Origin of the sequence: Crenobacter luteus (genome assembly GCF_004345725.1) — a bacterium.
Lineage (GTDB): Bacteria > Pseudomonadota > Gammaproteobacteria > Burkholderiales > Chromobacteriaceae > Crenobacter > Crenobacter luteus.
In genome coordinates this window covers 1-21,194 of record NZ_SLXG01000013.1, presented here as the reverse complement: position 1 = coordinate 21,194, position 21,194 = coordinate 1, and the positions used below count along the sequence as shown (strand labels likewise).

Here is a 21,194-nt window from a genome sequence, read left to right as displayed (position 1 = left end):
TCTATTTGTCAACACAAAACCATGACGAAAGCATCGCACTCACTCGCCGCCCAGCTCGAGCGTCGCATCCTGATCCTGGATGGCGGCATGGGCACCATGATCCAGCAGTACAAGCTGACCGAAGCCCAATACCGCGGTGAGCGCTTTGCGGACTGGCACGTCGACGTCAAAGGCAACAACGACCTGTTGGTGCTGACCCAGCCGCAGATCATCGCCGAGATCCACCAGGGCTACCTCGACGCCGGCGCCGACATCATCGAGACCAACAGCTTCAACGCCACCTCGCTGGCGATGGCCGACTACGAGATGCAGGGGCTGGTGTGGGAGCTCAACCACGCCGCCGCGCGTCTGGTGAAGGAGCTGTGCGTCGCGCAGACCGCCAGAACCCCGGACAAGCCGCGCTACTGCGCCGGCGTGCTAGGCCCGACCAGCCGCACCTGTTCGATCAGCCCCGACGTCAACGACCCGGGCTACCGCAACGTCACCTTCGACGAGCTGGTCGAGGCCTATACCGAGGCGATCGACGGCCTGGTCAAGGGCGGCGCCGACATCCTGCTGGTCGAGACCATCTTCGACACGCTGAACGCCAAGGCGGCGGTGTTCGCCATCCACCAGTACTTCGACGCCCACCCCGACGTGCCGCGTCTGCCGATCATGATCTCGGGCACCATCACCGACCAGTCGGGGCGGACCCTGACCGGCCAGACCACCGAGGCGTTCTACAACTCGCTCGCCCACGCCGACGCGATCTCGTTCGGCCTGAACTGCGCGCTCGGCCCCGACCTGCTGCGTCCCTACGTCGAGGAAATGAGCCGCGTCGCCGCCACCTACGTATCGGTGCACGCCAACGCCGGCCTGCCCAACCCGCTGGCGCCGACCGGCTACGACCTCTTGCCCGAGGACATGGCGCCGCAGGTGCGTGAATGGGCCGAAGCCGGCCTCGTCAACATCATCGGCGGCTGCTGCGGCACCACGCCGGCCCACATCGCCGCGATCTACCAGGCGGTCAAGGACCTGCCGCCGAGAAAGCTGCCGCAAATCGAGAAGAAGTGCCGGCTGTCCGGGCTGGAGCCGTTCAACATCGGCGACGCCGACCTGTTCGTCAACGTCGGCGAGCGCACCAACGTCACCGGCAGCCGCGCCTTCGCCAAGCTGATCCTCAACGGCGACTACGCGACCGCGCTCGACGTCGCGCGCCAGCAGGTCGAAAACGGCGCGCAGGTGATCGACATCAACATGGACGAGGGCATGCTCGACGCGCACGCCGCGATGGTCAGGTTCCTGAACCTGATCGCCGCCGAGCCGGACATCGCGCGCGTGCCGATCATGATCGACTCGTCCAAGTGGGAGGTGATCGAGGCCGGCCTCAAGTGCGTGCAGGGCAAGGGCATCGTCAACTCGATCTCGCTGAAGGAAGGCAAGGAGAAGTTCGTCGAACAGGCGCGCCTGGTGCGCCGTTACGGCGCGGCGGTGATCGTGATGGCCTTCGACGAGGTCGGCCAGGCCGACACCTTCGCGCGCAAGGTCGAGATCTGCGAGAAGAGCTACCGCATCCTCGTCGACGAGGTCGGCTTCCCGCCCGAGGACATCATCTTCGACCCGAACATCTTCGCCGTCGCCACCGGCATCGAGGAGCACGCGCGCTACGGCCTCGACTTCATCGAGGCGACCGGCTGGATCAAAAAGAACCTGCCGCACGCGAAGATTTCCGGCGGCGTGTCGAACGTGTCGTTCTCGTTCCGCGGCAACAACAAGGTGCGCGAGGCGATCCACGCGGTCTTCCTCTACCACGCGATCAAGAACGGCATGACGATGGGCATCGTCAACGCCGGCGCGCTGGAGGTGTACGACGAGGTCGACCCGGAACTGCGCGACAAGATCGAAGACGTGGTGCTGATGCGCGGCGACGACAGCCTCGCCGCCACCGAGGCGCTGATCGCGCTGGCCGAGCGCTTCAAGGGCGACGCCGTCGGCGGCAAGCCGGCCGAAGACCTCGCGTGGCGCGACTGGCCGGTGGAAAAACGGCTCGAACACGCGCTGGTGAAAGGCATCACGACGTATATCGTCGAGGACACCGAGGAGGTGCGGCAGAAGTCGGCGCGCCCTATCCACGTGATCGAAGGCCCGCTGATGGACGGCATGAACGTCGTCGGCGACCTGTTCGGCGCCGGCAAGATGTTCCTGCCGCAGGTGGTCAAATCGGCGCGCGTGATGAAGGCCGCCGTCGCCCACCTCGAACCGTTCATCGAGGCAGAGAAGATCGCCATGGGCCTCGCGGACGCGCCGGCCAAGGGCGTGATCGTCATGGCGACCGTCAAGGGCGACGTGCACGACATCGGCAAGAACATCGTCGGCGTTGTGCTGCGTTGCAATAACTACCAGGTGATCGACCTCGGCGTGATGGTGCCGTGCCAGACCATCCTCGACGCCGCGCGCGAGCACAAGGCCGACATCATCGGCCTGTCCGGCCTGATCACCCCGTCGCTCGAGGAAATGGCGCACGTCGCCAAGGAAATGCAGCGCCAGGGCTTCACCATCCCGCTGTTGATCGGCGGCGCGACCACCTCCAAGGTGCACACCGCGGTCAAGATCGCGCCCAACTACCAACACCCGGTGATCTACGTGCCCGACGCGTCGCGCGCGGTCGGCGTGTGCTCCAACCTCTTGTCCGACACGCTCAAAGACCCCTTCGTCGCCGAGATCGCCGCCGAATACCAGCGCGCGCGCGACGGCCATGCCAACCGCCGCGAAGGGAAATTGGCGACGTTGGCCGAGGCCCGCGCCAACAAGCACCGGATCGACTGGGCGGCGTACACGCCTGCCAAGCCACAGTGGCTCGGCGTGCGCGAGTTCCGCAACTACCCGCTCGCCGACATCGCCGCGCGCATCGACTGGACGCCGTTCTTCCAGAGCTGGGAGTTGGCCGGCCGTTTCCCGCGCATTCTGGATGACGAAGTCGTCGGCGAATCGGCGCGCGCGCTGTGGGCCGACGCGCAGGTCATGCTCAAGCGGATCATCGACGAGAACTGGCTGACCGCCAACGGCGTGATCGGCCTGTTCCCGGCCAACACCGTGGGCGACGACGATATCGAGGTCTACGACCCCGAGAGCGGCAAGACGGTGCTGACCTGGGTCGGCGTGCGCCAGCAGATGAAGAAGAACGACGTCAAGCCGAACTGGGCGCTGGCCGACTTCGTCGCGCCGAAGGACTCGGGCGTGCAGGACTACGTCGGCCTGTTCGCCGTCACCGGCGGCCTGAACATCGACGAGCGCGTGAAGGCCTTCGAGGACGCCAACGACGACTACTCGGCGATCCTGCTCAAGGCCCTGGCCGACCGCTTCGCCGAAGCCTTCGCCGAGCTGATGCACGAGCGCGTGCGCAAGGAATTCTGGGGCTACGCGGCGGATGAAAGCTTGAGCAACGACGAGCTGATCGACGAGCAATACCGCGGCATCCGCCCCGCCCCCGGCTACCCGGCCTGCCCGGACCACACCGTCAAGCCGGCGATGTTCGACCTTCTCGGCGCGCGCAACATCGGCATGGATATCACCGAGGGCTACGCGATGACGCCGGCGGCGTCGGTGTCCGGCTTCTACCTCGCCCACCCGGACGCGCAGTACTTCGGCATCGGCAAGATCGGCCGCGATCAGGTCGAGAGCTACGCCGAACGGCGCGGCGTGACGCTGGCGCAGGCCGAGCGCGATCTGGCGCCGAATCTGGGGTATGAGCCGGAGTGAGCAGCGTTTGACGTGTTGAAGCGAGAAAGGCCGGCCCGGATGCCGGCCTTTTTGCGCGCCATCTCCCGTCCGGATCGGTCGATCGCGTTGTCCGGCCGCCTCGGCCAACCTTTGAGCGTTGCGCCCGCCTACTCCGTATAATGCCGGCAGTCCTTTCCTCCCCTGCCCGCCATGAACATCACCCTCCTCTTCCCCACCGCCACCGAAGCCAGCCTGTTCCGGCGCGACGGCGTCAAAACCCGGGTTTCCGGCGTCGGCCTGACCGCCACCGCGCACGCCGCGACCAGGGAAATCCTCACGAATCGTCCCGACTGGCTCATCCTCGCCGGCGTGGCCGGCGTGTACCCGCACGCGGCCTTGTCGGTCGGCGACGTGGTACTGGTCGAATCGGAGGTCGAGGGCGATCTGGGTTTCTTCACGCCGGACGGCTTCACGCATCTGGCGCATCTGCCGCTCGATATGGATTTCGCGCGCCGCCACACGCTCGGCTGTCCCCACCTGCCCGACGCCGCGCCCTTCCCGCGCGCGCGCAGCCTGTCGCTGAACGCGGCGCTGGCGCCGTTCGTCGACGCGCGCGAGGTGGAGATCGAGAACATGGAGGGCGCGGCCTTCTTCCACGTCTGCCGCGAGGAAGGCGTGCGTTTCCTGGAGCTGCGCGCGATCTCGAACGTGGTGCGCCCCGGCCACGACGATTGGGATCTGGAAGGCTCGGTGCGCGCGCTGACCGACGGCCTGCATTCTCTGCTCGACGGGCTGCTCGGCCAACGTTGAGAGGCGTCGCCGGCCGCGCCGGCTTGTCGATAAGCCGCGCTGTGGATAAACGGGCGTGAATAAAAACGCAACGGGCGAAGCGCATCATCGCGCTTCGCCCGTTTTGCGTGCGCAGGACACGGTGGGCCGACGGCGTGCGCGGCGGCGCGCCCCCCTGCCCGCGCGTTGTCTGTATGATATGTATCTTTCCGAAATCATACAAAAGAACGCTACCTGTGTTTGTGCGTTTCTCAATGTGTTAATATGTGTTCGGCTGTGTGACGTGTTTTGCGGACGCGCGCAACGCAATTCTATTAGCTGTGCGACGGGTTTTCATGCGGCGAACTGTGTGTGTTTGTATGCGTGTTGCCAAATCCATACACACATCAAGCCGGGAGGCGTGTGGATTGTGTGTATTTTTTGCGCCGTCGTGTATGATATGACGATCTTCTTTACCGGCGAGGGTGCCGCCCATGTCCGTCCTGCCCGACTTCGATAGCGTGGAGTTTCCGCCGGCGCTCAAGGCCCTGCGCAAGCGGCTGGGCCTGTCGCGCACCGCGCTGGCGCAGCAGGTCCAGTTGTCCACCGCCGCGATCCAGCGCTACGAGGCGCAGGACGCCAGCCACATCAAGCCCAGCCGCGAAGCTTACGAGCGCTTGTGCGCGGCCTTGAGCGCGCTGTTGGCCGAGGCCCCGCCCGCCGCGCCGGCCGCCGCCGAGGCGAGCGCCGCGCCGCCGCCCTCGCCCGCCGCCGCGCCGACGCCGGCGTCGCTGGCCGACGTGAAGCTGTCGGAGGCGACGCTCGAACAACTGATCGCACGCGCCAAGCTGCTCGGCGCCAAGAAGGTCACGGTGGAGTTCTGAGCCGCCGCGCCGGACGCGAAAAAAGGCTGACCGCGATGCGGTCAGCCTTTTTTCGTGCGGGCGCGCCGCCGTCAGTGGCGGGTCTTGTGGCCCATGCCGGGTTTGGCCGGGGAAATGAACGGGGCGGTTTCGGTGGACGTGACGACCGCCTGCTTCGGTTTCTTGGGCTTTTTCGGCTCTTTCATCTTGCGCAACTGGTGTTTGGCCATGGTGTGCCTCCTTGTCCGCCGTCCGTCCCGCTGCGCGCCGCCGCGATCCGCCGGCGCTCGCCGCGCGGGGGCGGCGCAACTTCAGCATAGGCCGGCCGGCCAACGTCGCAAACGACAAGTGCGCAAAGCTTGGCTATATTCGTTTTGCATTCGCAGCAAACAACAAAAATGATGAAAGCCGACTGGGTCGGGAGGGTAAAGATGTTCAATCGGAAACTGAAGCAGCAACTGGCGGCGCAGGCAGGGCGCCTCGCCGAGCAGGACGCGGTGCTCGCCGCGATCCATCGCTCGATGGCGGTGATCGAGTTCGCGCCGGACGGCACCATTCTGGCGGCCAACGACAACTTTCTCGCGACGGTCGGCTATACGCTGGCCGAGGTCGTCGGCCGGCACCACCGGCTGTTCTGCGACGGGGCCGTGGCGGGTAGCGCCGAGTACGCGGCCTTCTGGCAGCGGCTGGGGCGCGGCGAGTTCGTGTCGGGCAACTTCCGCCGCCGCCGCCGCGACGGCACGGCGCTGTGGCTGGAGGCGTCGTACAACCCGGTGTTCGGCGACGACGGCCGGGTGGTCAAGGTGATCAAGTTCGCGCGCGACGTGACGCGCGAGACGCTCGACGCACACGCGCGCGAGCACCAGATCACCGCGATCCACCGCTCGATGGCGGTGATCGAGTTCGCGCCGGACGGCACCGTGCTGACCGCCAACGACAACTTCCTGGCGACGGTCGGCTACACGCTGGACGAGGTCGTCGGCCGGCACCACCGGATGTTCTGCGACGAGGCCTACGTCGCGAGCGCCGACTACGCCGAGTTCTGGCGGCGGCTGAACCGCGGTGAATACGTCGCCGGCGAATTCCAGCGGCGCGGGCGTGGCGGCCGCGAGCTGTGGCTGGAGGCGTCGTACAACCCGATGTTCGACGACGACGGCAAGCTCTACAAGGTGATCAAGTTCGCCACCGACGTCACCGAAACGGTGCAGAACGTGCGCCGCGACGTCGAGCACGCGCGCGAGGCCTACGCGCTGTCCGAAAGCACCGAGGCGGTGTCGCGTCAGGGCGCCGAGGTGATCGAAACCGCCGCCGCCGGCATGCGCCGCATCGCCGACAGCGCGCAGGAGTCGACGCGGCTGATCGAGGCGCTCGGCCGCCAGACGTCGCAGATCACCTCCATCGTCAACACCATCCACGACATCGCCGACCAGACCAACCTGTTGGCGCTGAACGCGGCGATCGAGGCGGCGCGCGCCGGCGAGCAGGGGCGCGGCTTTGCCGTGGTCGCCGACGAGGTGCGCAAACTGGCCGAGCGCACCACGCGCTCGACCGTCGAGATCGCCGGCATGGTCGAGGCGATAGGCGCCGGCACGCAGACCGCGATCGCCGGCGTGAACGCGATGCTCGGCCAGGCCGAGCAGGGCGTCGGCTACGCGAACGACGCCGGCGACGCGATCCGCCAGATTCGCGACAGCACGCAGCGCATGGTCGAGGTGATCAACACCTTCTCGGTGATCGCCGAACAAAAACTCGCGATCTGACGCGATTTTGCGCGAAAAAAGCCGCCGGCGACGAACCGGCGGCTTTTTGTTGGGCGTCGTTCAGAGCGTGCGCGCGCTTTCGAAGCGGCGCGGCGCGCCGTCGAGAGGGTCGGTGAAGGCGATCGCGCGCGCGACGAGCTTGAGCGGGCGCGCGTAGTCGTCCGGGCCGTCCGGCAACAGGCGCGGGTACCAGCGGTCGTTGACGATGGGCGCGCCCAGCGCCGCCAGGTGGGCGCGCAGCTGGTGCTTCTTGCCGGTGGCCGGCGACAGGCGCAGGTGGGCGATGTCGCCCCGGGCGGCGATCAGCTCGATGCGCGTCTCGCTGTTGGGTTCGCCGTCGACCTCGTGCATCACGAAGCTGTCGTCGCGCTCGACGAGGCGGCTGCGGTGCCGCGCCGGCAGCGTCAGCCCCGGCCGGTAGTGCACCAGCGCCTCGTAGGTTTTGGCGACGCGCCGCTCGGCGAACAGCGTCTGGTAGGCGCCGCGGTGCGCCGGGTCGGCGCAGAACAGCATCACGCCGGCCGTCTCGCGGTCGAGGCGGTGGATGGGGGTCAGATCGGGCAGGTTCAGCGATTTTCTGAGCCGCATCAGCAGCGTTTCGTGCAGATGCTTGCCCGACGGGATGCTGGCGAGGAAGTGTGGCTTGTCGACCGCGACGAGGCGCTCGTCGCGGTAGAGCACCGTTTCGGCGAACGGCACGACGCGCTCGGGCGGCACGTCGCGGAAGTAGTGCAGGCAGCGCCCCGCCGCGTACGGCGTGTCGGCGCTCAGGGGTTGGCCGAGCTCGTCGAGCACCTCGCCGCCGGCGAAGCGCGCGCGCCAGACGTCGGCGTCCAGGTGCGGGAAGCGCGCGACCAGGAAGGCCAGCAAATCGGGCCAGTCGCCGGCCGGTAGCCACAGGCGGCTGGCCGGCACGCCGTTGCGCGGCGGCAAGGGGGGAACGGCGCGCGTCATGCGGGTCCTCGAAGGTGGGCGAACAAGCGGCGATGGTAGCAGCTTGGCCGGCGGCGCGGACTACACTCAAAGCCCCTGCCGCTCGGAGAACGGGTATGCGCGCGATGCAAAGTCAGGCTCCCGGCGAGCCGCTCGTCCTCGTCGAGCTGCCGGTGCCGTCGCCCGGCCCCGGCCAGTTGCTGATCCGGGTCGCTGCCTGCGGCGTGTGCCGCACCGACCTGCACGTGGTCGACGGCGAGCTGCCGGCCACGCGCTACCCGGTGATTCCCGGCCACGAGATCGTCGGCACCGTCGCCGGCATTGGCCCGGATTGCGCAGGTTTCGCGCTCGGCCAACGTGTCGGGGTGCCGTGGCTCGCGCACACCTGCGGCGGCTGCGCCTTCTGCCGCGCCGGGCGCGAGAACCTGTGCGACGCCGCGCGCTTTACCGGTTACACTGTCGACGGCGGCTACGCCGAGTACGCGGTCGCCGACGCGCGCTTCTGCCTCGCGCTGCCGGCCGGCTATGACGACCTCGCGGTCGCGCCGCTGTTGTGCGCCGGGCTGATCGGCTACCGCGCGCTGCGGCTGGCGGGCGATGCGCGCCGGCTCGGCCTCTACGGCTTCGGCGCGGCGGCGCATATCGTCGCGCAAGTGGCGCGCGCCGAGGGGCGCGCGGTGTACGCCTTCACCCGGCCGCTCGACGCGGCGGCGCAGGCTTTCGCGCGCGAGATGGGCGCGGCGTGGGCCGGCGGCAGCGATGCGCCGCCGCCCGAGCCGCTCGACGCCGCGCTGATCTTCGCCAGCGTCGGCGCGCTGGTGCCGGCCGCGCTGGCCGCCGTCGAGCGCGGCGGCACCGTGGTGTGCGCCGGCATCCACATGAGCGACATCCCGTCCTTCCCGTACGCGCTGTTGTGGGGCGAGCGCACGCTGCGCTCGGTCGCCAACCTGACGCGCGCCGACGGCGCGGCCTTCATGAGCCTGGCCGCGCGGGTGCCGATCACCACCCGCGTCGTGCCGTATCCGCTCGAGGACGCCAACGCGGCGCTGGCCGAGCTGCGCGACGGGCGGATCGAGGGCGCGGCGGTGTTGCGGATCGCCGGCTGACTGTCATCCCCATAAAAACACACCGCCCGGCATCGCGACCGGGCGGTGTGTTTGCGGGCTCGGCCAACGTGGCCGGCCGGGGCTCAGCGCCCCGTGTTCCAGCGCACGATCGCTTCCTTCTTGTTGTCGGTCTGCGGGCCGATGGCGCTGCAGTTGCCCTGGTCGGCGTAGCGGGTGCATTGCACCCAGAAGCGGCGCGAGCCGGATTTGATCAGTTCGGCGGGCGAGCCGCACTTGGGGCAGGGTTTCGGGGTCAGCGGCGCGGATTCTGTCATGGCGGTGTTTTGTCTCGAAGCGGGTATTGATAGGTCGGAGGGGGCGTCCGGTCCAGTATGGACCATCGTCCGCCCCCGCCGCCTGCGCGGCATGCAGGCCAGGCCGGGCGTGCGGCCGCGGCCTGGCCCGGGGGTCAACGCGCGGCGAGCCGCCACAGCGAGGTGACCTCGGCGGCGCGCGCGGCGTGCAAGGGGTCGTTCTCGTCGCGCGCCTTGCCGTGGCGCGGGCGGATGTCGAGCCGGTCGACGACCGCGAGCCCGGCCGCGTCGATCCAGCCGAGCAGCGCGTCGCGCGTGCGCAGGCCGAGGTGCTCGGCGAGGTCGGACAGGATCAGCCAGCCCTCGCCGCCGGGCTCGAGGTGGTCGGCGAGGCCGGCGAGGAAGCCCTTGAGCATGCGGCTGTCCGGGTCGTAGACCGCGTGCTCGATCGGCGAGGTCGGCTTGGCCGGCAGCCACGGCGGGTTGCAGACGATCAGCGGCGCGCGGCCGTCGGGGAACAGGTCGGCCTCGACCACCTCGACGCGGTTGGCGACGCCAAGGCGCGCGAGGTTCTCGCGCGCGCATTCGAGCGCGCGCGCGCTGTTGTCGGTAGCGACCACGCGCGTGACGCCGCGGCGCGCCAACAGCGCCGCGATCACGCCGGTGCCGGTGCCGACGTCGAAGGCGAGCGAGGTCGCCGGCAGCGGGGCCTTGGCGATCAGGTCGAGGTATTCGCCGCGCAGCGGCGAGTAGACGCCGTAGTGCGGGTGGACGCGCTCGCCGCCAAGCGTCGCGATCTCGACGCCCTTCTTGCGCCATTCGTGGCCGCCGACCAGGCCCAACAGTTCGCGCAGCGACGCGACCGACGGTGCGTCCGATTCGCCCCACGCCGCGCGGCAGGCTTCGCGCACGTCCGGCGCGCGGCGCAGCGGCACGGTGTAGTCGGCGTCGAACGGCAGGAGCAGCATGCCGAGGATGCGCGCGCGCTGCGCCTGCGCCTGGCGGTGGAAGTGGAAGGCCTCGGTCGGGTTGGCCGAGGTCTTGGCCGGCTTGCGGCCGGCGCGGCGCGCCAGCGCCGACAAGAGCTGGCGCGCGTTGTGGTAGTCGCCGCGCCACAGCAGCGCGGTGCCCTCGCAGACGAGCTTGTAGGCCTTGTCGGCGCTGAGCGTGTCGTCGGCGATCATCACCTTCTTCGGCGGCGCGGCGCCGCTTTCCGAGCGCCACGCGGCGCTGCGGTCCTGGCCGGCTTCGGTCCAGTGGATCAGGGGGAGGTCGGTCACTGGGACACCTTTGTGTGCGGCCGCGCGGGGCGCGGCGGAGGGGATTCGGAGCGGGCGGCGTTCGGCTGTCCGCCCGCGGGTCTGGGGTGTCGGGGCCGCTTCAGCTTGCTGCCTCGGCCTCGCGCCAGCTCAGCCACGCGCGCAGGTCGAATTCGAGCTGGTGGTAGTCCGGCTCCATGTGGCGGCACAGCTGGTAGAAGGCCTTGTCGTGGTCCTTTTCCTTCAGGTGCGCCAGCTCGTGCACGACGATCATCCGCAAGAACGGCTCGGGCGCGTCGCGGAACAGGCTGGCGACGCGGATCTCGTTCTTGGTCCTGAGCCTGCCGCCCTGCACGCGCGCGACGAAGGTGTTGGTGCCCAGCGTGCCCTTCACCGGGTGCTGCTGGTTGTCGTACAGCACCTTGGCCGGCTGCGGCGCGTGCTTCAGGTAGCGTTGCTTGATCTCGGCCACATACTGGTACAAGGCCCTGTCGGTCTGCACCTCGTGGCGGCCCGGGTAGCGGCGCGCGAGCACGGCGCCCAGTTCGCCGCGCGCGATGAGCGCGCGCACCGAGTCGAGCAGGTGCTCGGGGTAGCCGGAAAGATAGGGAAGATCGGTCATGGCCGCGATGGTAGCGCGGATGGCCGCCGCGCCCAAGGCGGACGCGCGCCGTTTCGGCGCAGCGGCTATGCATCTTGGCTACACTGGGGGTGGGAAGCGCGCGGCTTCCCCGTCCGTCCCGTCCCCGGAGCCCGTCCATGCACAGCGTCAGTCCCAAGCTCGCCCCCTGGTTGGCCGGATTCAACCGCCAGGTCGCCATCCGCGTCGCCAGCGGTTTCACGCCGACCGCCGCCGTCGCGCGCGAGGCGCTCGCCAGCATCACGCGCTCGCTGGTGCCGGCCGGCCCGCCGGTCGCGCACGTGGCCGACGGCACGGTGCGGCGCGCCGGCGTGCCGGTGCGCGTCTACCACACCGCGCCGGGCGAGGCGCGGCCGGTGATCGTGTTCTTCCACGGCGGCGGCCACATGGCCGGCAGCGTCGAGGTCTACGACCCGATCTGCCGCCGGCTGGCCGCGGCCACCCACCACTGCGTGGTGTCGGTCGACTACCGGCTCGCACCCGAGCACCCTTACCCGGCCGGCCTGGCCGACGCCGACGCCGCCGCGCGCGGCGTGTGGGAGGTGCTCGACGCGCAGCAGCTGCCCTACCGTCACGAGCTGACGCTGGCCGGCGACTCGGCCGGCGGCGCGCTGGCCGCGACCATCGCCGCGCGCGCGCAGTTCGACGCCTCGCTGCACGTCGACCGCCAGGTGCTGATCTACCCCAGCCTCGACTACACGCTCGGCCAACCGTCGGTCGACGAGAACGGCAGCGACTACTTCCTCGACAAGCAGCGCGCCGCCTGGTACTTCGAGCATTACTTCCGCCGTGGCGAGAACCGCCGCACCGCGTCGCCGCTGTTTGGCGACTTCACCACCCGGCTGCCGCGCACGCTGATGGTGACCGCCGGCTTCGACCCGCTGCGCGACGAGGGGCTGTCCTACCTCGACCAGTTGGCCGAGGTCGGCGTGCCGGCCGAGCACCTGCACTTCGACGACATGATCCACGCCTTCCTGAACATGGAGGCGCTGGTGTCGGACGAGTGCAAGGAGACCTACGCGGCGATCGGCCGCTTCGTCAATGCCTAGCCTTTCACGCACACCACCTGCCTGAGCGTGTGCACGACCTCGACCAGCGAGCGCTGCGCCGCCATCACCGCGTCGATGTCCTTGTACGCCATCGGGATCTCGTCGATCACCGCCGCGTCCTTGCGGCACTCGACGCCGCGCGTCGCGCGCACCTGGTCGTCGACCGTGTAGCGGCGCTTCGCTTCGGCGCGGCTCATCGTGCGCCCGGCGCCGTGGCTGCACGAGCAGAAGCTGTCCGCGTTGCCCAGGCCGCGCACGATGAAGCTCTTGGCGCCCATCGAGCCGGGGATGATGCCGAGCTCGCCGCGCCGCGCCGACACCGCGCCCTTGCGCGTGATCCACAGCTCGCGGCCGAAGTGCGTCTCGCGCTGCACGTAGTTGTGGTGGCAGTCGACCGCCTCGACGCGCGCGTCGAACGGTCGGCCGAGCACGCGCCGCGCCGCGTCGACGACCTGCCGCATCATCAGCGCGCGGTTGGCGCGCGCGAAGTCCTGCGCCCAGCCGACCGCCTCGACGTAGTCGTCGAAGTGGCGGCTGCCCTCCTTGAGGTAGGCGAGGTCGCGGTCGGGCAGGTTCGCCAGGTGGCCGCGCAGGTCGGCCTGCGCCAGTTCGATGAACAGGCTGCCGATCGCGTTGCCGACGCCGCGCGAGCCCGAGTGCAGCATGAACCACACGCGCTCGGCCTCGTCGAGGCAGACCTCGACGAAGTGGTTGCCGCTGCCCAGCGTGCCCAGGTGCACGCGGTGGTGGGTCTTGTCGAGCGAGGGGTAGCGCTCGATTAGCCGCGCGAAGCGCGGCGCCAGCGCCTGCCACGCCGCGTCGACCGCGCGCGGCACCTCGCGCCAGGCGCCCGGGTCGCGGCGGCCCGGCACGCGGCCGTGCGGCACCGCCGCCTCGATCGCGGCGCGCAAGCGCCCCAGCGAGTCGGGCAGCTCGGCCGCGGTCAGCGAGCTGCGCGCGGCGATCATGCCGCAGCCGATGTCGACGCCGACCGCCGCCGGGACGATCGCGCCGACGGTCGGGATCACGCTGCCTATCGTCGCGCCCTTGCCCAGATGCACGTCGGGCATCACCGCCAGGTGGCCGAACACGAACGGCAGCCGCGCGGTGTTCATCAGCTGCGCGCGCGCCGCCGGCTCGACCGGCACGCCCGCGGTCCACAGCCGGATTGGCCGGCCGCCGGCCACGTCGATCTCCTGATAGTCCCTTGCCATCGTCGTCCGTCCTCGTCCCCTTCCCTTCGTATAGCCCCGCGCGGGCGTCGGCTCAATCGGCGCGGCCGGTGCGGATCGTTTGCCGTCCGGCGCGGTCGAACACGCAGCCTCCACGCCTTGCGAGGGTCCCTCGATGTCGCGCTTGCTGCTCGTGCTCGGCCTGCTGCTCGTGCTGGCCGGTTTGGCCTGGCCCTGGCTGTCGCGCCTGCCGCTGGGCCGGCTGCCGGGCGATATCCACATCGTCCGCGACGGGGTCGACTTCTATTTCCCGCTCGGCACCTGCCTTGTGCTGTCGGTCCTGCTGTCGTTGTTGCTGTGGTGGCTGCGCCGCTGAGCCGGGGTTGGCCGAGCGCGCCGCGCGGCTGCTACGATGAGGGACATTTGCGACGAGGGAAGCCATGATTCGATCCGTGATCGCCATCGGCGCCGGCGCCTCGCTGGGCGCGCTGTTGCGCTGGCTGCTGGGCTCGGCGTTCAACGCGCTGTTCCCGACGGTGCCGCCGGGCACGCTGCTGGCCAACCTGCTCGGCGGCTACCTGATCGGGCTGGCGCTGGCCTTTTTCGGCCAGTACGCGGGGCTGTCGCCCGAGTGGCGGCTGTTCGCGATCACCGGTTTTCTCGGCGGGCTGACCACCTTCTCGACCTTTTCGGCCGAGGTGGTGACGCTGCTGCAGCAAGGCCGGCTCGCCTGGGCCGGCGGCGCGATCGCGCTGCACGTCGCGGGCTCGCTGGCGATGACGCTGCTCGGTCTCGTGTGCGGCGCGGCGTGGTTCAGGCCGGCGTGAGCGGGTTTTTCCGGGAGTAAAGAGCCATGCACGGCTACCAACTGACCTTTTTCACCCACCAGGACCGCCGTCACGAGGGCCGGCCGCTGGCCGACTGGCTGCTCGACGAGGCGCGGCGGATGGGGCTGGCCGGCGCGACGCTGGTCGCCGCGGCCGAGGGCTTCGGCGCGCACGGCCGTCGCCGCTCGGCGCGCTTTTTCGAGCTGGCCGACCTGCCGGTCGAGCTGACGCTGGTGCTCGGCGCCGACGAGGCCGAGCGCCTGCTCGCGCACCTGAAGGCGGCCGGCGTCGACGTGTTCTACGTCATGACGCCGGCCGAGTTCGGCAGCACCGGCGCGCGCTGAAACCGGCGGTTTTTAGCGTGCGGTGACGATGTCGGCCTTGGTGGTGCCGACGATGTCGAACAGCTCGCGCTGCTCGGCGGCCGGTACCTTGAAGCGGTCGAGCGAGGCCTTGAAGTCCTTGGCCATCGCCGCCCATTCCTTCTCGACGATACCCAGGTGGGCGTGCGACTCCTTCATCGTGCGGCCGGTGTAGCGACACGGCCCGCCGGTGACCTCGCACACCATCTGCGCGACCTGGAACTTCAGGTAGGGCGCGCCGCTACGGTCCAGGCTGTCCTTGACCGCGCGGTTGGCGCGGATCGTGCGGTTCTTCGCCAGCCGGTCGACGAAGTCGTCGACGACGACGGTGATGCCGCGCAGGCCGCCGAGCCGCTCGAAGAGCGGCGCCTTGGCGTCCGGCTGCTGCGCCAGCGCGAACGGTGCACAGCCGGCGCCCAGCGCGAAGACCGTCGACAGCAGGGTAATGCGCGAGGTTTTCATCGTGTTCTCCTTTCCGGTGTGGCGGCCGGCGGATGCCGGTCGCGCATCGTCAGCATAGCCCGTCGCCGGCCGCTTCAAACTCGCTAACAGTTCTTCATACAGCCGGCGCAGTCGTCCTCCTATACTCGGCGCCGGCGGCAGATGCCGCGATCAACCCGAGAAGCCCCCGACCATGAAGAACAGCCTCGTCCTTTCCCTTCTCGCGCTCGCCAGCGGCGCGGTGCACGCCCTCAGCTATACCGACTACGCGACGGTGATCCGCAGCGAGCCGGTATACGAACAGATCCAGACCCCGTGCGCCGCGACGGGTGCGCAGGCGGCCGGCGGGCTCGGCGGCCTGGTGACGGCCGAGAACGGCGGCGCGGTGATCGGCGGCCTGCTCGGCGGCCTGGCCGGCAACCAGGTCGGCGGCGGCAGCGGCAAGAAGGTCGCGACCGTGGTCGGCGCGATCGGCGGCGCGATGGTCGGCCGGCAGATCGGCCAGCAGATGGGCGGGGCAGCGCCGGCGGCGCCGTCCTGCCAGCCGACGCTGCAGCGCCAGCTGGTCGGTTACGCGGTGACCTACGACTGGCGCGGCCAGCGCGAGACGGTGACGCTGCCGGCGGACCCGGGCAAGCGGCTGGAGCTGCGCGTCAGCGCCGAGCCGGTCGCGCGCTGAGCCGCCGCCTGCCGCAAGCGGGGCGCCCCGAGGGGCGCCCCTTTTCGCATCCGGCGCCGCGAGCGGCTATCGTCAAGGGAGGATCCGGGGGACGGGGAGACGGCGATGGGACGCATCGTGACGGGGGTGGCGGTCTGCGTGCTGGCGCAGGCCGCGTGGGCGGTGGACGCGGTCGGGCTGTCGGTCGGGCAGGTTTCGCGGCCGCACTGGCAGGGCGAGCTCGACGACCTGCGCGTCGCGCTGGGCTGGACGCTGCCGTGGCGCTGGCTGGACGACGACACCGGCGCGCTCGTAACGCGCGCCGAGCTGGAGGCGGGCCGCCACGACACCGAGACGGGCCGCGTGTGGAGCGTCAGCGCGCTGCCGGTGCTGCACTACCGCTTCAAGACCGTGCGCGCCGGCTGGGGGCCCTTCGTCGAGGCCGGACTCGGTCTGGCCTGGCTGTCCGAAACGGTGTGGGCGCCGGGCTACGACCTGAGCAGCCGATGGCAGTTCGCGTCGCGCCTCGGCGTCGGCTACGCCTTCGGCGCGCACGAGCTGAGCGCCGAGGCGCGGCACTTCTCCAACGGCGGCCTCAAGCACCCCAACCCCGGCGCCGACATGTTCGCGTTGCGCTACCGCTGGCTGCTGTGAGGCGCTTGTCGCGCCTTACTGCCAGCGCTCGCCCTCGACCAGCACCGTCGTTTCGCCGTTCGACAGCCACAGCTGGCCGTCCTGTATCGTCGCGGTGAGCTGCATGCCGCGCTCGGCGAGCGTGACCAGCCCGGCCAGCGTCGCCGGCGCGATATTGATCACGTTCAGGTTGGCGAAGCGAGCGCTCTTGCCCTTCATGCCCTGCCACCAGATCTCGGCGGCGCGGCCGCCGTAGCAGTACAGCCACACCGCGTCGGCGCGGCCGCAGGCCTTCTTCAGCCGCTTCTCGTCCGGCTCGCCCAGGTCCAGCCACAGCTCGATCTCGTCGCTGTAGTTCTTCTGCCAGATTTCCGGCTCGTCGTCGGCGCACAGGCCCTTGGTGAAGGTCAGCGTCTCGCTCGCGTGCAGCGCGAACACCGCGACGCGCAGCATCATCCGTTCGAGCGTTTCGGACGGGTGCTGGGCGATGGTCAGCGCGTGTTCGGCGTAGTAGCCGCGGTCCATGTCGGAGATGCTGAGGTTGGCTTTGTAGATGGTGGCGGATAGCGCCATGGGTGGGCTCGCGGGGTCGGATTCGTCAAAGGGCGACAGTGTAGCGCGCGCCGGCCGGCGCGACGCAAAAAAGACGGCGCCGTAGCGCCGTCGTTCCGCTGGCGTGGCCGCTCAGGCCTTGGGCGGCTTGGGCGCGGCGCGGCGGGTGCGCGGCGCGGGCTTGGCGGCCGGTGCCGGCACCTCGGTCGAGGCGAGCGGCGCGGCGGTCTTGCTGCTGCGACGGCGCGGTTTGGCGGGTTCCGTCTTCTCGGGTGCGATAGCCTTGGCGGGTGCGGGTGCGGGTGCGGGTGCGGGTACGGCCGGCTGCGCGTCGGTCGGCGCGCTGGCGACCGACTCGGCGGCGGCCGTCGGCGCGATGCCGTCCAGCCCCAGCACGGCGGCGACGCGCGCCAGGCGGCCTTCCTTCTCGTCGCTGATCTTGCCCGGCAGCGCCAACAGTTCGCGCGCCAGCTCGAGCGCCTGGCGTCGCTGGTGTGCCTCGGGCAGCAGCGCCGGCAGGCCGGCCAGTGCGCGTTCCTCGTCCTCGCGCACCAGGAAGGTCTGGCGCTTGATGATTTCCTTGAGCTCGGCCAACGTCAGCTTCGCGTCCAGCCCGGTGTCGCGCATCACGCGGCGGATGCCGTTGAACGGGCGCTCGTCGACCACGCCGGTGCCGATCGCGACGTAGATCAACAGGCGCAGGAAGCCGGCCAGCGGCGAGCCGTGCTCGTAGCAGGCCGCGAGCGCCGCGCGCTGCAGGCGCAGCCGCTCGGCCCGCTCCCAGCCGTGCTCGCGGCTTTTCAGCGCGCGTTCTGCCGCCGGCTTGAGGCCGACCGCCGCCGCCAGCCACGGCGACTCGTAGATCGAGAAGAACAGCGCCTCCTGCGCCGCGTCGCGCGCGTCGCGGTAGCGGTCGAGCAGCGCGGCGACGTTGGCCGAGACCGCTTCCTGTACCGCCCACAACGGGTTGTCGGGCGCGACGGGCGCGCGTCGCGCACGCACCTGCTCGGCCAACGGCTTGATCGCCGCGAGCGCCGGGTTGAGGTCGGAGAAGAACGCGCGCTCGAAGCGCGCCGGGTTCAGGTTGCGCCACAGCGCGGCGGACGCGTCGCTGGACAGCGCGCGCAGCCACGGCGACACGAAGGCGTCGTAGACGCTCTGGTTGATCTCGGACACGCGGCGCACCACCTCGAAGGCGCGCTCGTCGTCGCGGCCGTCGTCGAGCGCGAGGATGTCGGCCACGTCGCGCGGCTCGAAGCGGATCACGTAGCGGCCGGCGACGTATTCGAGCCCCGGCGTCTCGGGGTGGGTGTCTTCGATGACCGCCTCGTAAAGGCCCGGCGGCAGCACGTCGATCAGGTCGAGCGCGCTGGCGAATTCGCTGTGTTCCTTGTTGGCGACGCCGGCCGACACGAAGATGCCGAGGTGGCCGACCTTCTCGTGCAGGCAGTAGACGATGGTCTGCTCGTTGACGCGGATGTCGGCGACGCTGTCGTACAGGTCGGCAATCCAGCCCAGCGCCTGTTGCGGCGGCGTGATGTTGTCGCCCCACGAGGCGAACACGACGATAGGCGAGCGGATGTTCCTCAGGTCGACGCGCAGCGCGCCGTCCTCGGTGCTCACCTCGCCGGCGGAGAGCCGGTTGCCGACGAACAGGTTCTGCGTGATCCACTCCATCTCGGCCTTGTTGAGCAGGTAGTGGCCGCCCCACCAGCGCTCGAACTCGAGGAAGCGTTCGCGCTCGCTGTCGACCGCGGCGTACAGGTGGTAGAGCTTTTTCCAGTAGGTGTTGGCCGGGTCGAGCTGCTCGAAATTGTTGACCAGGTAGGCGCCGTCGAAGGTGCCGTGGCCGAGGTCGCCGGCGAACGACGCGCCCCAGGTGCCGCCCAGCAGGCCGCCGGCGTAGCGCATCGGGTTCTTGCCGCGCTCGCCGGCCCAGTACGACAAGGGCGAGCCGGCCAACAGCAGCGGGCCGACCAGCTCGGGGCGGGCGGCGGCCAGCATCGCCAGCGCCCAGCCGCCCTGGCAGTTGCCGATCACGAAGGGCTTGCCGGCGGCCTCCGGGTGCAGCGCGTTGACCTTGTCGAGGAAGGCCGCCTCGGCGCGCGCGACCGACTCGATCGTCTGGCCCGGCACCGGCTGCGGGAAGAACATCACGAAGTAGCACGGGTGGCCCTGTTGCAGCGCGATGCCGATCTCGCTGTCCATCTTGAAGCCGCCGATGCCCGGGCCGTGGCCGGCGCGCGGGTCGATCACCACGAAGGGGCGCTTTTTCGGGTCGGTGGCCGGGCAGCCGTCCGGCGCCTTGATCGCCGCCAGCGCGTAGTTGGCCGGGCGCGCTAGCGTGCGGCCGTCGACGATGATCTCGTAGTCGAACACGAGCACCGGCGGCTTGCCCGAGCGCGCGTGTTCGAGGTAGACGTTGCCGCGCTCGCGCAGCGCGTCGAGGAACAGGACGCCGCGCTGCCAGGCGTCGGTCCAGTAGTCGAGCGCCTGCCGGATCGGCGTCGGGATGAACGGGAAGGCGGCGGATTGCGACGGCATGCGGGTCTCCGGACGATGACGAATCGATCGGTCCACTTTACGCCGCTTTTGTTGCGATGCAAAAAATTCCGCGCCGCGCGGCGCGCGGCTGTCGGCGGGGCGCAACGCCCGCCACCCCCGACGTTGGCCGAGCCCCCGGTCACGGCCCCGTCGCGCGCGGCGGCGCCATTCTTGCTAACATCGCCGCCTGCCCGTCACCGCTCGAGGAACCGCCCATGCCCGCATCTCGCTCCACCCCCCGCGTCGCCGTCGTCGGCGGCGGGCCGGCCGGCCTGATCGCCGCCGAGGTGCTGGCCGCCGCCGGCGTCGCGGTCGACCTCTACGACGCGATGCCGTCGGTCGGGCGCAAATTCCTGCTGGCCGGCGTCGGCGGCATGAACATCACCCACTCCGAGCCGAACGAGCCCTTCTTCGCGCGCTACGGCGCGCGCCGCGAGGCGTTGGCGCCGCTGCTGGCCGACTTCGACGGCCCGGCGCTGCGCGACTGGGTGCACGGCCTCGGCATCGAGACCTTCGTCGGCTCGTCCGGCCGCGTGTTCCCGACCGAAATGAAGGCCGCGCCGCTGCTGCGCGCGTGGCTGGCGCGCCTGCGCGCATCGGGCGTCGCGATCCACGTGCGCCACCGCTGGCTGGGCTGGGACGAGGCCGGCGCCCTGCGCTTCGCGACGCCCGACGGCGAGAAAGCGGTGAAGGCCGACGCGACGCTGCTGGCGCTGGGCGGCGCCAGCTGGGCCAAGCTCGGCTCGGACGGCGCGTGGGTGAAAACCCTGGCCGAGCGCGGCGTCGCCGTCGCGCCGCTCGCGCCGGCCAATTGCGGCTTCGACGTCGGCTGGAGCGAACACTTCTCGACCAGGTTCGCCGGCGCGCCCCTGAAGGCGGTCGCCGCCGCCTGCGGCGACGAACCGCTCAAGCGCGGCGAGTGCGTGGTGACCGCGAGCGGCGTCGAGGGCAGCCTGGTCTACGCGCTGTCGGCGCGCCTGCGCGACGCGATCGCCGCGCACGGCCGCGCGACGCTGACGCTCGACCTCGCGCCCGAGCGCAGCGCCGAGTGGGTCGCCGCCGAGGTCGCGCACCCGCGCGGCTCGCGCTCGATCGCCAGCCACCTGCAAAGCCGGTTGGGGCTCAAGGGCGTCAAGGTCGGCCTGCTGTGGGAGGTGCTCGGCAAGGACGGCATGCACGATCCGGCGCGCGTCGCCGCCGCGATCAAGGCGCTGCCGGTCACGCTCGTGGCGCCGCGCCCGATCGACGAGGCGATCAGCAGCGCCGGCGGCGTCGCCTTCGAGGCGCTCGACGCGAACCTGATGGTCAAGGCGCTGCCCGGCGTGTTCTGCGCCGGCGAGATGCTCGACTGGGAGGCGCCGACCGGCGGCTACCTGTTGACCGCCTGCTTCGCCACCGGCCGCGCCGCCGCGCGCGGCGTGCTCGCCTGGCTGGCGGAGGCGCCCGCCGCCCAGCCGAAACCGCGCAGCGCGCGCAAGAAACCGGCCTGAGCGCGGCCTGGCTTTCCCCTCTCCCCGCTTCGGCCAACGTTGGCCGGTGTTAACGAAACGTTGCGCCGCAAGCTTCGTTAACGCGCCAGCCCGCCGCCGTCACACGCCGTCACACACGGTCAGCCAAGGCGCGCAATCCGCGCACACAGCGCCCACAGACCGCCCGCCTGCCCGTCCCTAGAAT

The 21,194-nt window shown here is 70.4% G+C and carries 21 protein-coding genes; 12 read left to right on the top strand and 9 right to left on the bottom strand.

Annotation, left to right across the window (positions count from 1 at the left end; genetic code table 11):
• The first annotated feature begins 21 nt into the window (after nucleotides 1–21).
• The 3 genes from metH (at nucleotide 22) to EV683_RS08960 (ending at nucleotide 5,351) form a co-directional block, all read left to right on the top strand.
• On the top strand, nucleotides 22–3,738 hold the full coding sequence (gene metH / locus EV683_RS08970) for a methionine synthase (RefSeq protein WP_131862555.1): 3,717 nt from the start codon (nucleotides 22–24) through the stop codon (nucleotides 3,736–3,738).
• A 171-nt stretch (nucleotides 3,739–3,909) separates the two neighbouring features.
• Complete coding sequence (locus EV683_RS08965) at nucleotides 3,910–4,509, top strand: phosphorylase family protein (RefSeq protein ID WP_131862554.1); 600 nt, start codon at nucleotides 3,910–3,912, stop codon at nucleotides 4,507–4,509.
• A gap of 452 nt (nucleotides 4,510–4,961) precedes the next feature.
• Nucleotides 4,962–5,351, top strand: coding sequence for a helix-turn-helix domain-containing protein (locus EV683_RS08960; RefSeq protein WP_066610134.1), 390 nt, complete (start codon nucleotides 4,962–4,964; stop codon nucleotides 5,349–5,351).
• 71 nt (nucleotides 5,352–5,422) lie between these two features.
• Here the strand turns inward: EV683_RS08960 and EV683_RS14270 are convergent, their stop codons facing one another.
• Nucleotides 5,423–5,560, bottom strand: a complete 138-nt coding sequence (locus EV683_RS14270) for a hypothetical protein (RefSeq protein WP_156485854.1) — start codon at nucleotides 5,558–5,560, stop codon at nucleotides 5,423–5,425.
• Nucleotides 5,561–5,761: 201 nt separating this feature from the next.
• Here EV683_RS14270 and EV683_RS14710 point away from each other — a divergent pair, with 201 nt between their 5' ends.
• Nucleotides 5,762–7,090 (top strand): methyl-accepting chemotaxis protein, encoded by a 1,329-nt coding sequence (locus EV683_RS14710; protein ID WP_066610107.1) that lies wholly within the window; start codon nucleotides 5,762–5,764, stop codon nucleotides 7,088–7,090.
• A 60-nt stretch (nucleotides 7,091–7,150) separates the two neighbouring features.
• Here EV683_RS14710 and EV683_RS08950 read toward each other — a convergent pair whose 3' ends face one another.
• The gene (locus EV683_RS08950) at nucleotides 7,151–8,044 is read right to left on the bottom strand and encodes a pseudouridine synthase (RefSeq protein ID WP_131862553.1); all 894 of its coding nucleotides are present in this window, start codon (nucleotides 8,042–8,044) and stop codon (nucleotides 7,151–7,153) included.
• 95 nt (nucleotides 8,045–8,139) lie between these two features.
• On the opposite strand from EV683_RS08950, the gene EV683_RS08945 reads away from it, so the two are divergent.
• The gene (locus EV683_RS08945) at nucleotides 8,140–9,129 is read left to right on the top strand and encodes a zinc-dependent alcohol dehydrogenase family protein (protein WP_131862552.1); all 990 of its coding nucleotides are present in this window, start codon (nucleotides 8,140–8,142) and stop codon (nucleotides 9,127–9,129) included.
• 83 nt (nucleotides 9,130–9,212) lie between these two features.
• Here EV683_RS08945 and EV683_RS08940 read toward each other — a convergent pair whose 3' ends face one another.
• From EV683_RS08940 to EV683_RS08930, 3 genes are all read right to left on the bottom strand, one after another.
• A complete protein-coding gene (locus EV683_RS08940) occupies nucleotides 9,213–9,404 on the bottom strand; it encodes a Lar family restriction alleviation protein (RefSeq protein WP_066610114.1) in 192 nt (63 codons plus the stop codon).
• Between the two features lie 134 nt (nucleotides 9,405–9,538).
• Nucleotides 9,539–10,663, bottom strand: coding sequence for a methyltransferase (locus EV683_RS08935; RefSeq protein ID WP_131862551.1), 1,125 nt, complete (start codon nucleotides 10,661–10,663; stop codon nucleotides 9,539–9,541).
• Nucleotides 10,664–10,763: 100 nt separating this feature from the next.
• Nucleotides 10,764–11,264, bottom strand: coding sequence for a M48 family metallopeptidase (locus EV683_RS08930; RefSeq protein ID WP_131862550.1), 501 nt, complete (start codon nucleotides 11,262–11,264; stop codon nucleotides 10,764–10,766).
• A 137-nt stretch (nucleotides 11,265–11,401) separates the two neighbouring features.
• Here EV683_RS08930 and EV683_RS08925 point away from each other — a divergent pair, with 137 nt between their 5' ends.
• A complete protein-coding gene (locus EV683_RS08925; protein WP_066610116.1) occupies nucleotides 11,402–12,331 on the top strand; it encodes an alpha/beta hydrolase in 930 nt (309 codons plus the stop codon).
• Here the strand turns inward: EV683_RS08925 and EV683_RS08920 are convergent.
• Nucleotides 12,328–13,545, bottom strand: coding sequence for an RtcB family protein (locus EV683_RS08920; RefSeq protein ID WP_131862549.1), 1,218 nt, complete (start codon nucleotides 13,543–13,545; stop codon nucleotides 12,328–12,330). The genes EV683_RS08925 and EV683_RS08920 overlap by 4 nt on opposite strands.
• A gap of 133 nt (nucleotides 13,546–13,678) precedes the next feature.
• On the opposite strand from EV683_RS08920, the gene EV683_RS08915 reads away from it, so the two are divergent.
• The 3 genes from EV683_RS08915 (at nucleotide 13,679) to EV683_RS08905 (ending at nucleotide 14,674) form a co-directional block, all read left to right on the top strand.
• Entirely contained in the window at nucleotides 13,679–13,879 is a 201-nt protein-coding gene (locus EV683_RS08915) for a DUF2905 domain-containing protein (RefSeq protein WP_066610138.1), read from the top strand.
• 64 nt (nucleotides 13,880–13,943) lie between these two features.
• A complete protein-coding gene (gene crcB, locus EV683_RS08910) occupies nucleotides 13,944–14,330 on the top strand; it encodes a fluoride efflux transporter CrcB (protein ID WP_131862548.1) in 387 nt (128 codons plus the stop codon).
• A 26-nt stretch (nucleotides 14,331–14,356) separates the two neighbouring features.
• Nucleotides 14,357–14,674, top strand: a complete 318-nt coding sequence (locus EV683_RS08905; RefSeq protein WP_066610120.1) for a DUF190 domain-containing protein — start codon at nucleotides 14,357–14,359, stop codon at nucleotides 14,672–14,674.
• A gap of 12 nt (nucleotides 14,675–14,686) precedes the next feature.
• On the opposite strand, the gene EV683_RS08900 is transcribed toward EV683_RS08905, so the two are convergent.
• On the bottom strand, nucleotides 14,687–15,154 hold the full coding sequence (locus tag EV683_RS08900) for a group I truncated hemoglobin (RefSeq protein ID WP_066610122.1): 468 nt from the start codon (nucleotides 15,152–15,154) through the stop codon (nucleotides 14,687–14,689).
• 172 nt (nucleotides 15,155–15,326) lie between these two features.
• Here EV683_RS08900 and EV683_RS08895 point away from each other — a divergent pair, with 172 nt between their 5' ends.
• Entirely contained in the window at nucleotides 15,327–15,812 is a 486-nt protein-coding gene (locus EV683_RS08895) for a glycine zipper 2TM domain-containing protein (RefSeq protein WP_131862547.1), read from the top strand.
• A gap of 105 nt (nucleotides 15,813–15,917) precedes the next feature.
• Nucleotides 15,918–16,445: an acyloxyacyl hydrolase gene (locus EV683_RS08890; protein WP_066610126.1), complete on the top strand. Its 528-nt coding sequence runs from the start codon at nucleotides 15,918–15,920 to the stop codon at nucleotides 16,443–16,445.
• 15 nt (nucleotides 16,446–16,460) lie between these two features.
• Here EV683_RS08890 and EV683_RS08885 read toward each other — a convergent pair whose 3' ends face one another.
• Nucleotides 16,461–16,997 carry a YaeQ family protein gene (locus EV683_RS08885; protein ID WP_131862546.1) on the bottom strand — a complete coding sequence of 179 codons (537 nt, stop codon included), beginning with the start codon at nucleotides 16,995–16,997 and terminating at the stop codon, nucleotides 16,461–16,463.
• A gap of 111 nt (nucleotides 16,998–17,108) precedes the next feature.
• Nucleotides 17,109–19,520 (bottom strand): DUF3141 domain-containing protein, encoded by a 2,412-nt coding sequence (locus EV683_RS08880; RefSeq protein ID WP_131862545.1) that lies wholly within the window; start codon nucleotides 19,518–19,520, stop codon nucleotides 17,109–17,111.
• Between the two features lie 215 nt (nucleotides 19,521–19,735).
• On the opposite strand from EV683_RS08880, the gene EV683_RS08875 reads away from it, so the two are divergent.
• The gene (locus EV683_RS08875; protein ID WP_131862544.1) at nucleotides 19,736–21,010 is read left to right on the top strand and encodes a TIGR03862 family flavoprotein; all 1,275 of its coding nucleotides are present in this window, start codon (nucleotides 19,736–19,738) and stop codon (nucleotides 21,008–21,010) included.
• Nucleotides 21,011–21,194 lie beyond the last annotated feature (184 nt).

Excerpts from the sequence above, each read along its gene's own strand:
- metH (WP_131862555.1), top strand. The coding sequence starts at position 22 with ATGACGAAAGCATCGCACTCACTCGCCGCCCAGCTCGAGCGTCGCATC.
- EV683_RS08965 (WP_131862554.1), top strand. The coding sequence starts at position 3,910 with ATGAACATCACCCTCCTCTTCCCCACCGCCACCGAAGCCAGCCTGTTC.
- EV683_RS08960 (WP_066610134.1), top strand. The coding sequence starts at position 4,962 with ATGTCCGTCCTGCCCGACTTCGATAGCGTGGAGTTTCCGCCGGCGCTC.
- EV683_RS14270 (WP_156485854.1), bottom strand. The coding sequence starts at position 5,560 with ATGGCCAAACACCAGTTGCGCAAGATGAAAGAGCCGAAAAAGCCCAAG.
- EV683_RS14710 (WP_066610107.1), top strand. The coding sequence starts at position 5,762 with ATGTTCAATCGGAAACTGAAGCAGCAACTGGCGGCGCAGGCAGGGCGC.
- EV683_RS08950 (WP_131862553.1), bottom strand. The coding sequence starts at position 8,044 with ATGACGCGCGCCGTTCCCCCCTTGCCGCCGCGCAACGGCGTGCCGGCC.
- EV683_RS08945 (WP_131862552.1), top strand. The coding sequence starts at position 8,140 with ATGCGCGCGATGCAAAGTCAGGCTCCCGGCGAGCCGCTCGTCCTCGTC.
- EV683_RS08940 (WP_066610114.1), bottom strand. The coding sequence starts at position 9,404 with ATGACAGAATCCGCGCCGCTGACCCCGAAACCCTGCCCCAAGTGCGGC.
- EV683_RS08930 (WP_131862550.1), bottom strand. The coding sequence starts at position 11,264 with ATGACCGATCTTCCCTATCTTTCCGGCTACCCCGAGCACCTGCTCGAC.
- EV683_RS08925 (WP_066610116.1), top strand. The coding sequence starts at position 11,402 with ATGCACAGCGTCAGTCCCAAGCTCGCCCCCTGGTTGGCCGGATTCAAC.
- EV683_RS08920 (WP_131862549.1), bottom strand. The coding sequence starts at position 13,545 with ATGGCAAGGGACTATCAGGAGATCGACGTGGCCGGCGGCCGGCCAATC.
- EV683_RS08915 (WP_066610138.1), top strand. The coding sequence starts at position 13,679 with ATGTCGCGCTTGCTGCTCGTGCTCGGCCTGCTGCTCGTGCTGGCCGGT.
- crcB (WP_131862548.1), top strand. The coding sequence starts at position 13,944 with ATGATTCGATCCGTGATCGCCATCGGCGCCGGCGCCTCGCTGGGCGCG.
- EV683_RS08905 (WP_066610120.1), top strand. The coding sequence starts at position 14,357 with ATGCACGGCTACCAACTGACCTTTTTCACCCACCAGGACCGCCGTCAC.
- EV683_RS08900 (WP_066610122.1), bottom strand. The coding sequence starts at position 15,154 with ATGAAAACCTCGCGCATTACCCTGCTGTCGACGGTCTTCGCGCTGGGC.
- EV683_RS08895 (WP_131862547.1), top strand. The coding sequence starts at position 15,327 with ATGAAGAACAGCCTCGTCCTTTCCCTTCTCGCGCTCGCCAGCGGCGCG.
- EV683_RS08890 (WP_066610126.1), top strand. The coding sequence starts at position 15,918 with ATGGGACGCATCGTGACGGGGGTGGCGGTCTGCGTGCTGGCGCAGGCC.
- EV683_RS08885 (WP_131862546.1), bottom strand. The coding sequence starts at position 16,997 with ATGGCGCTATCCGCCACCATCTACAAAGCCAACCTCAGCATCTCCGAC.
- EV683_RS08880 (WP_131862545.1), bottom strand. The coding sequence starts at position 19,520 with ATGCCGTCGCAATCCGCCGCCTTCCCGTTCATCCCGACGCCGATCCGG.
- EV683_RS08875 (WP_131862544.1), top strand. The coding sequence starts at position 19,736 with ATGCCCGCATCTCGCTCCACCCCCCGCGTCGCCGTCGTCGGCGGCGGG.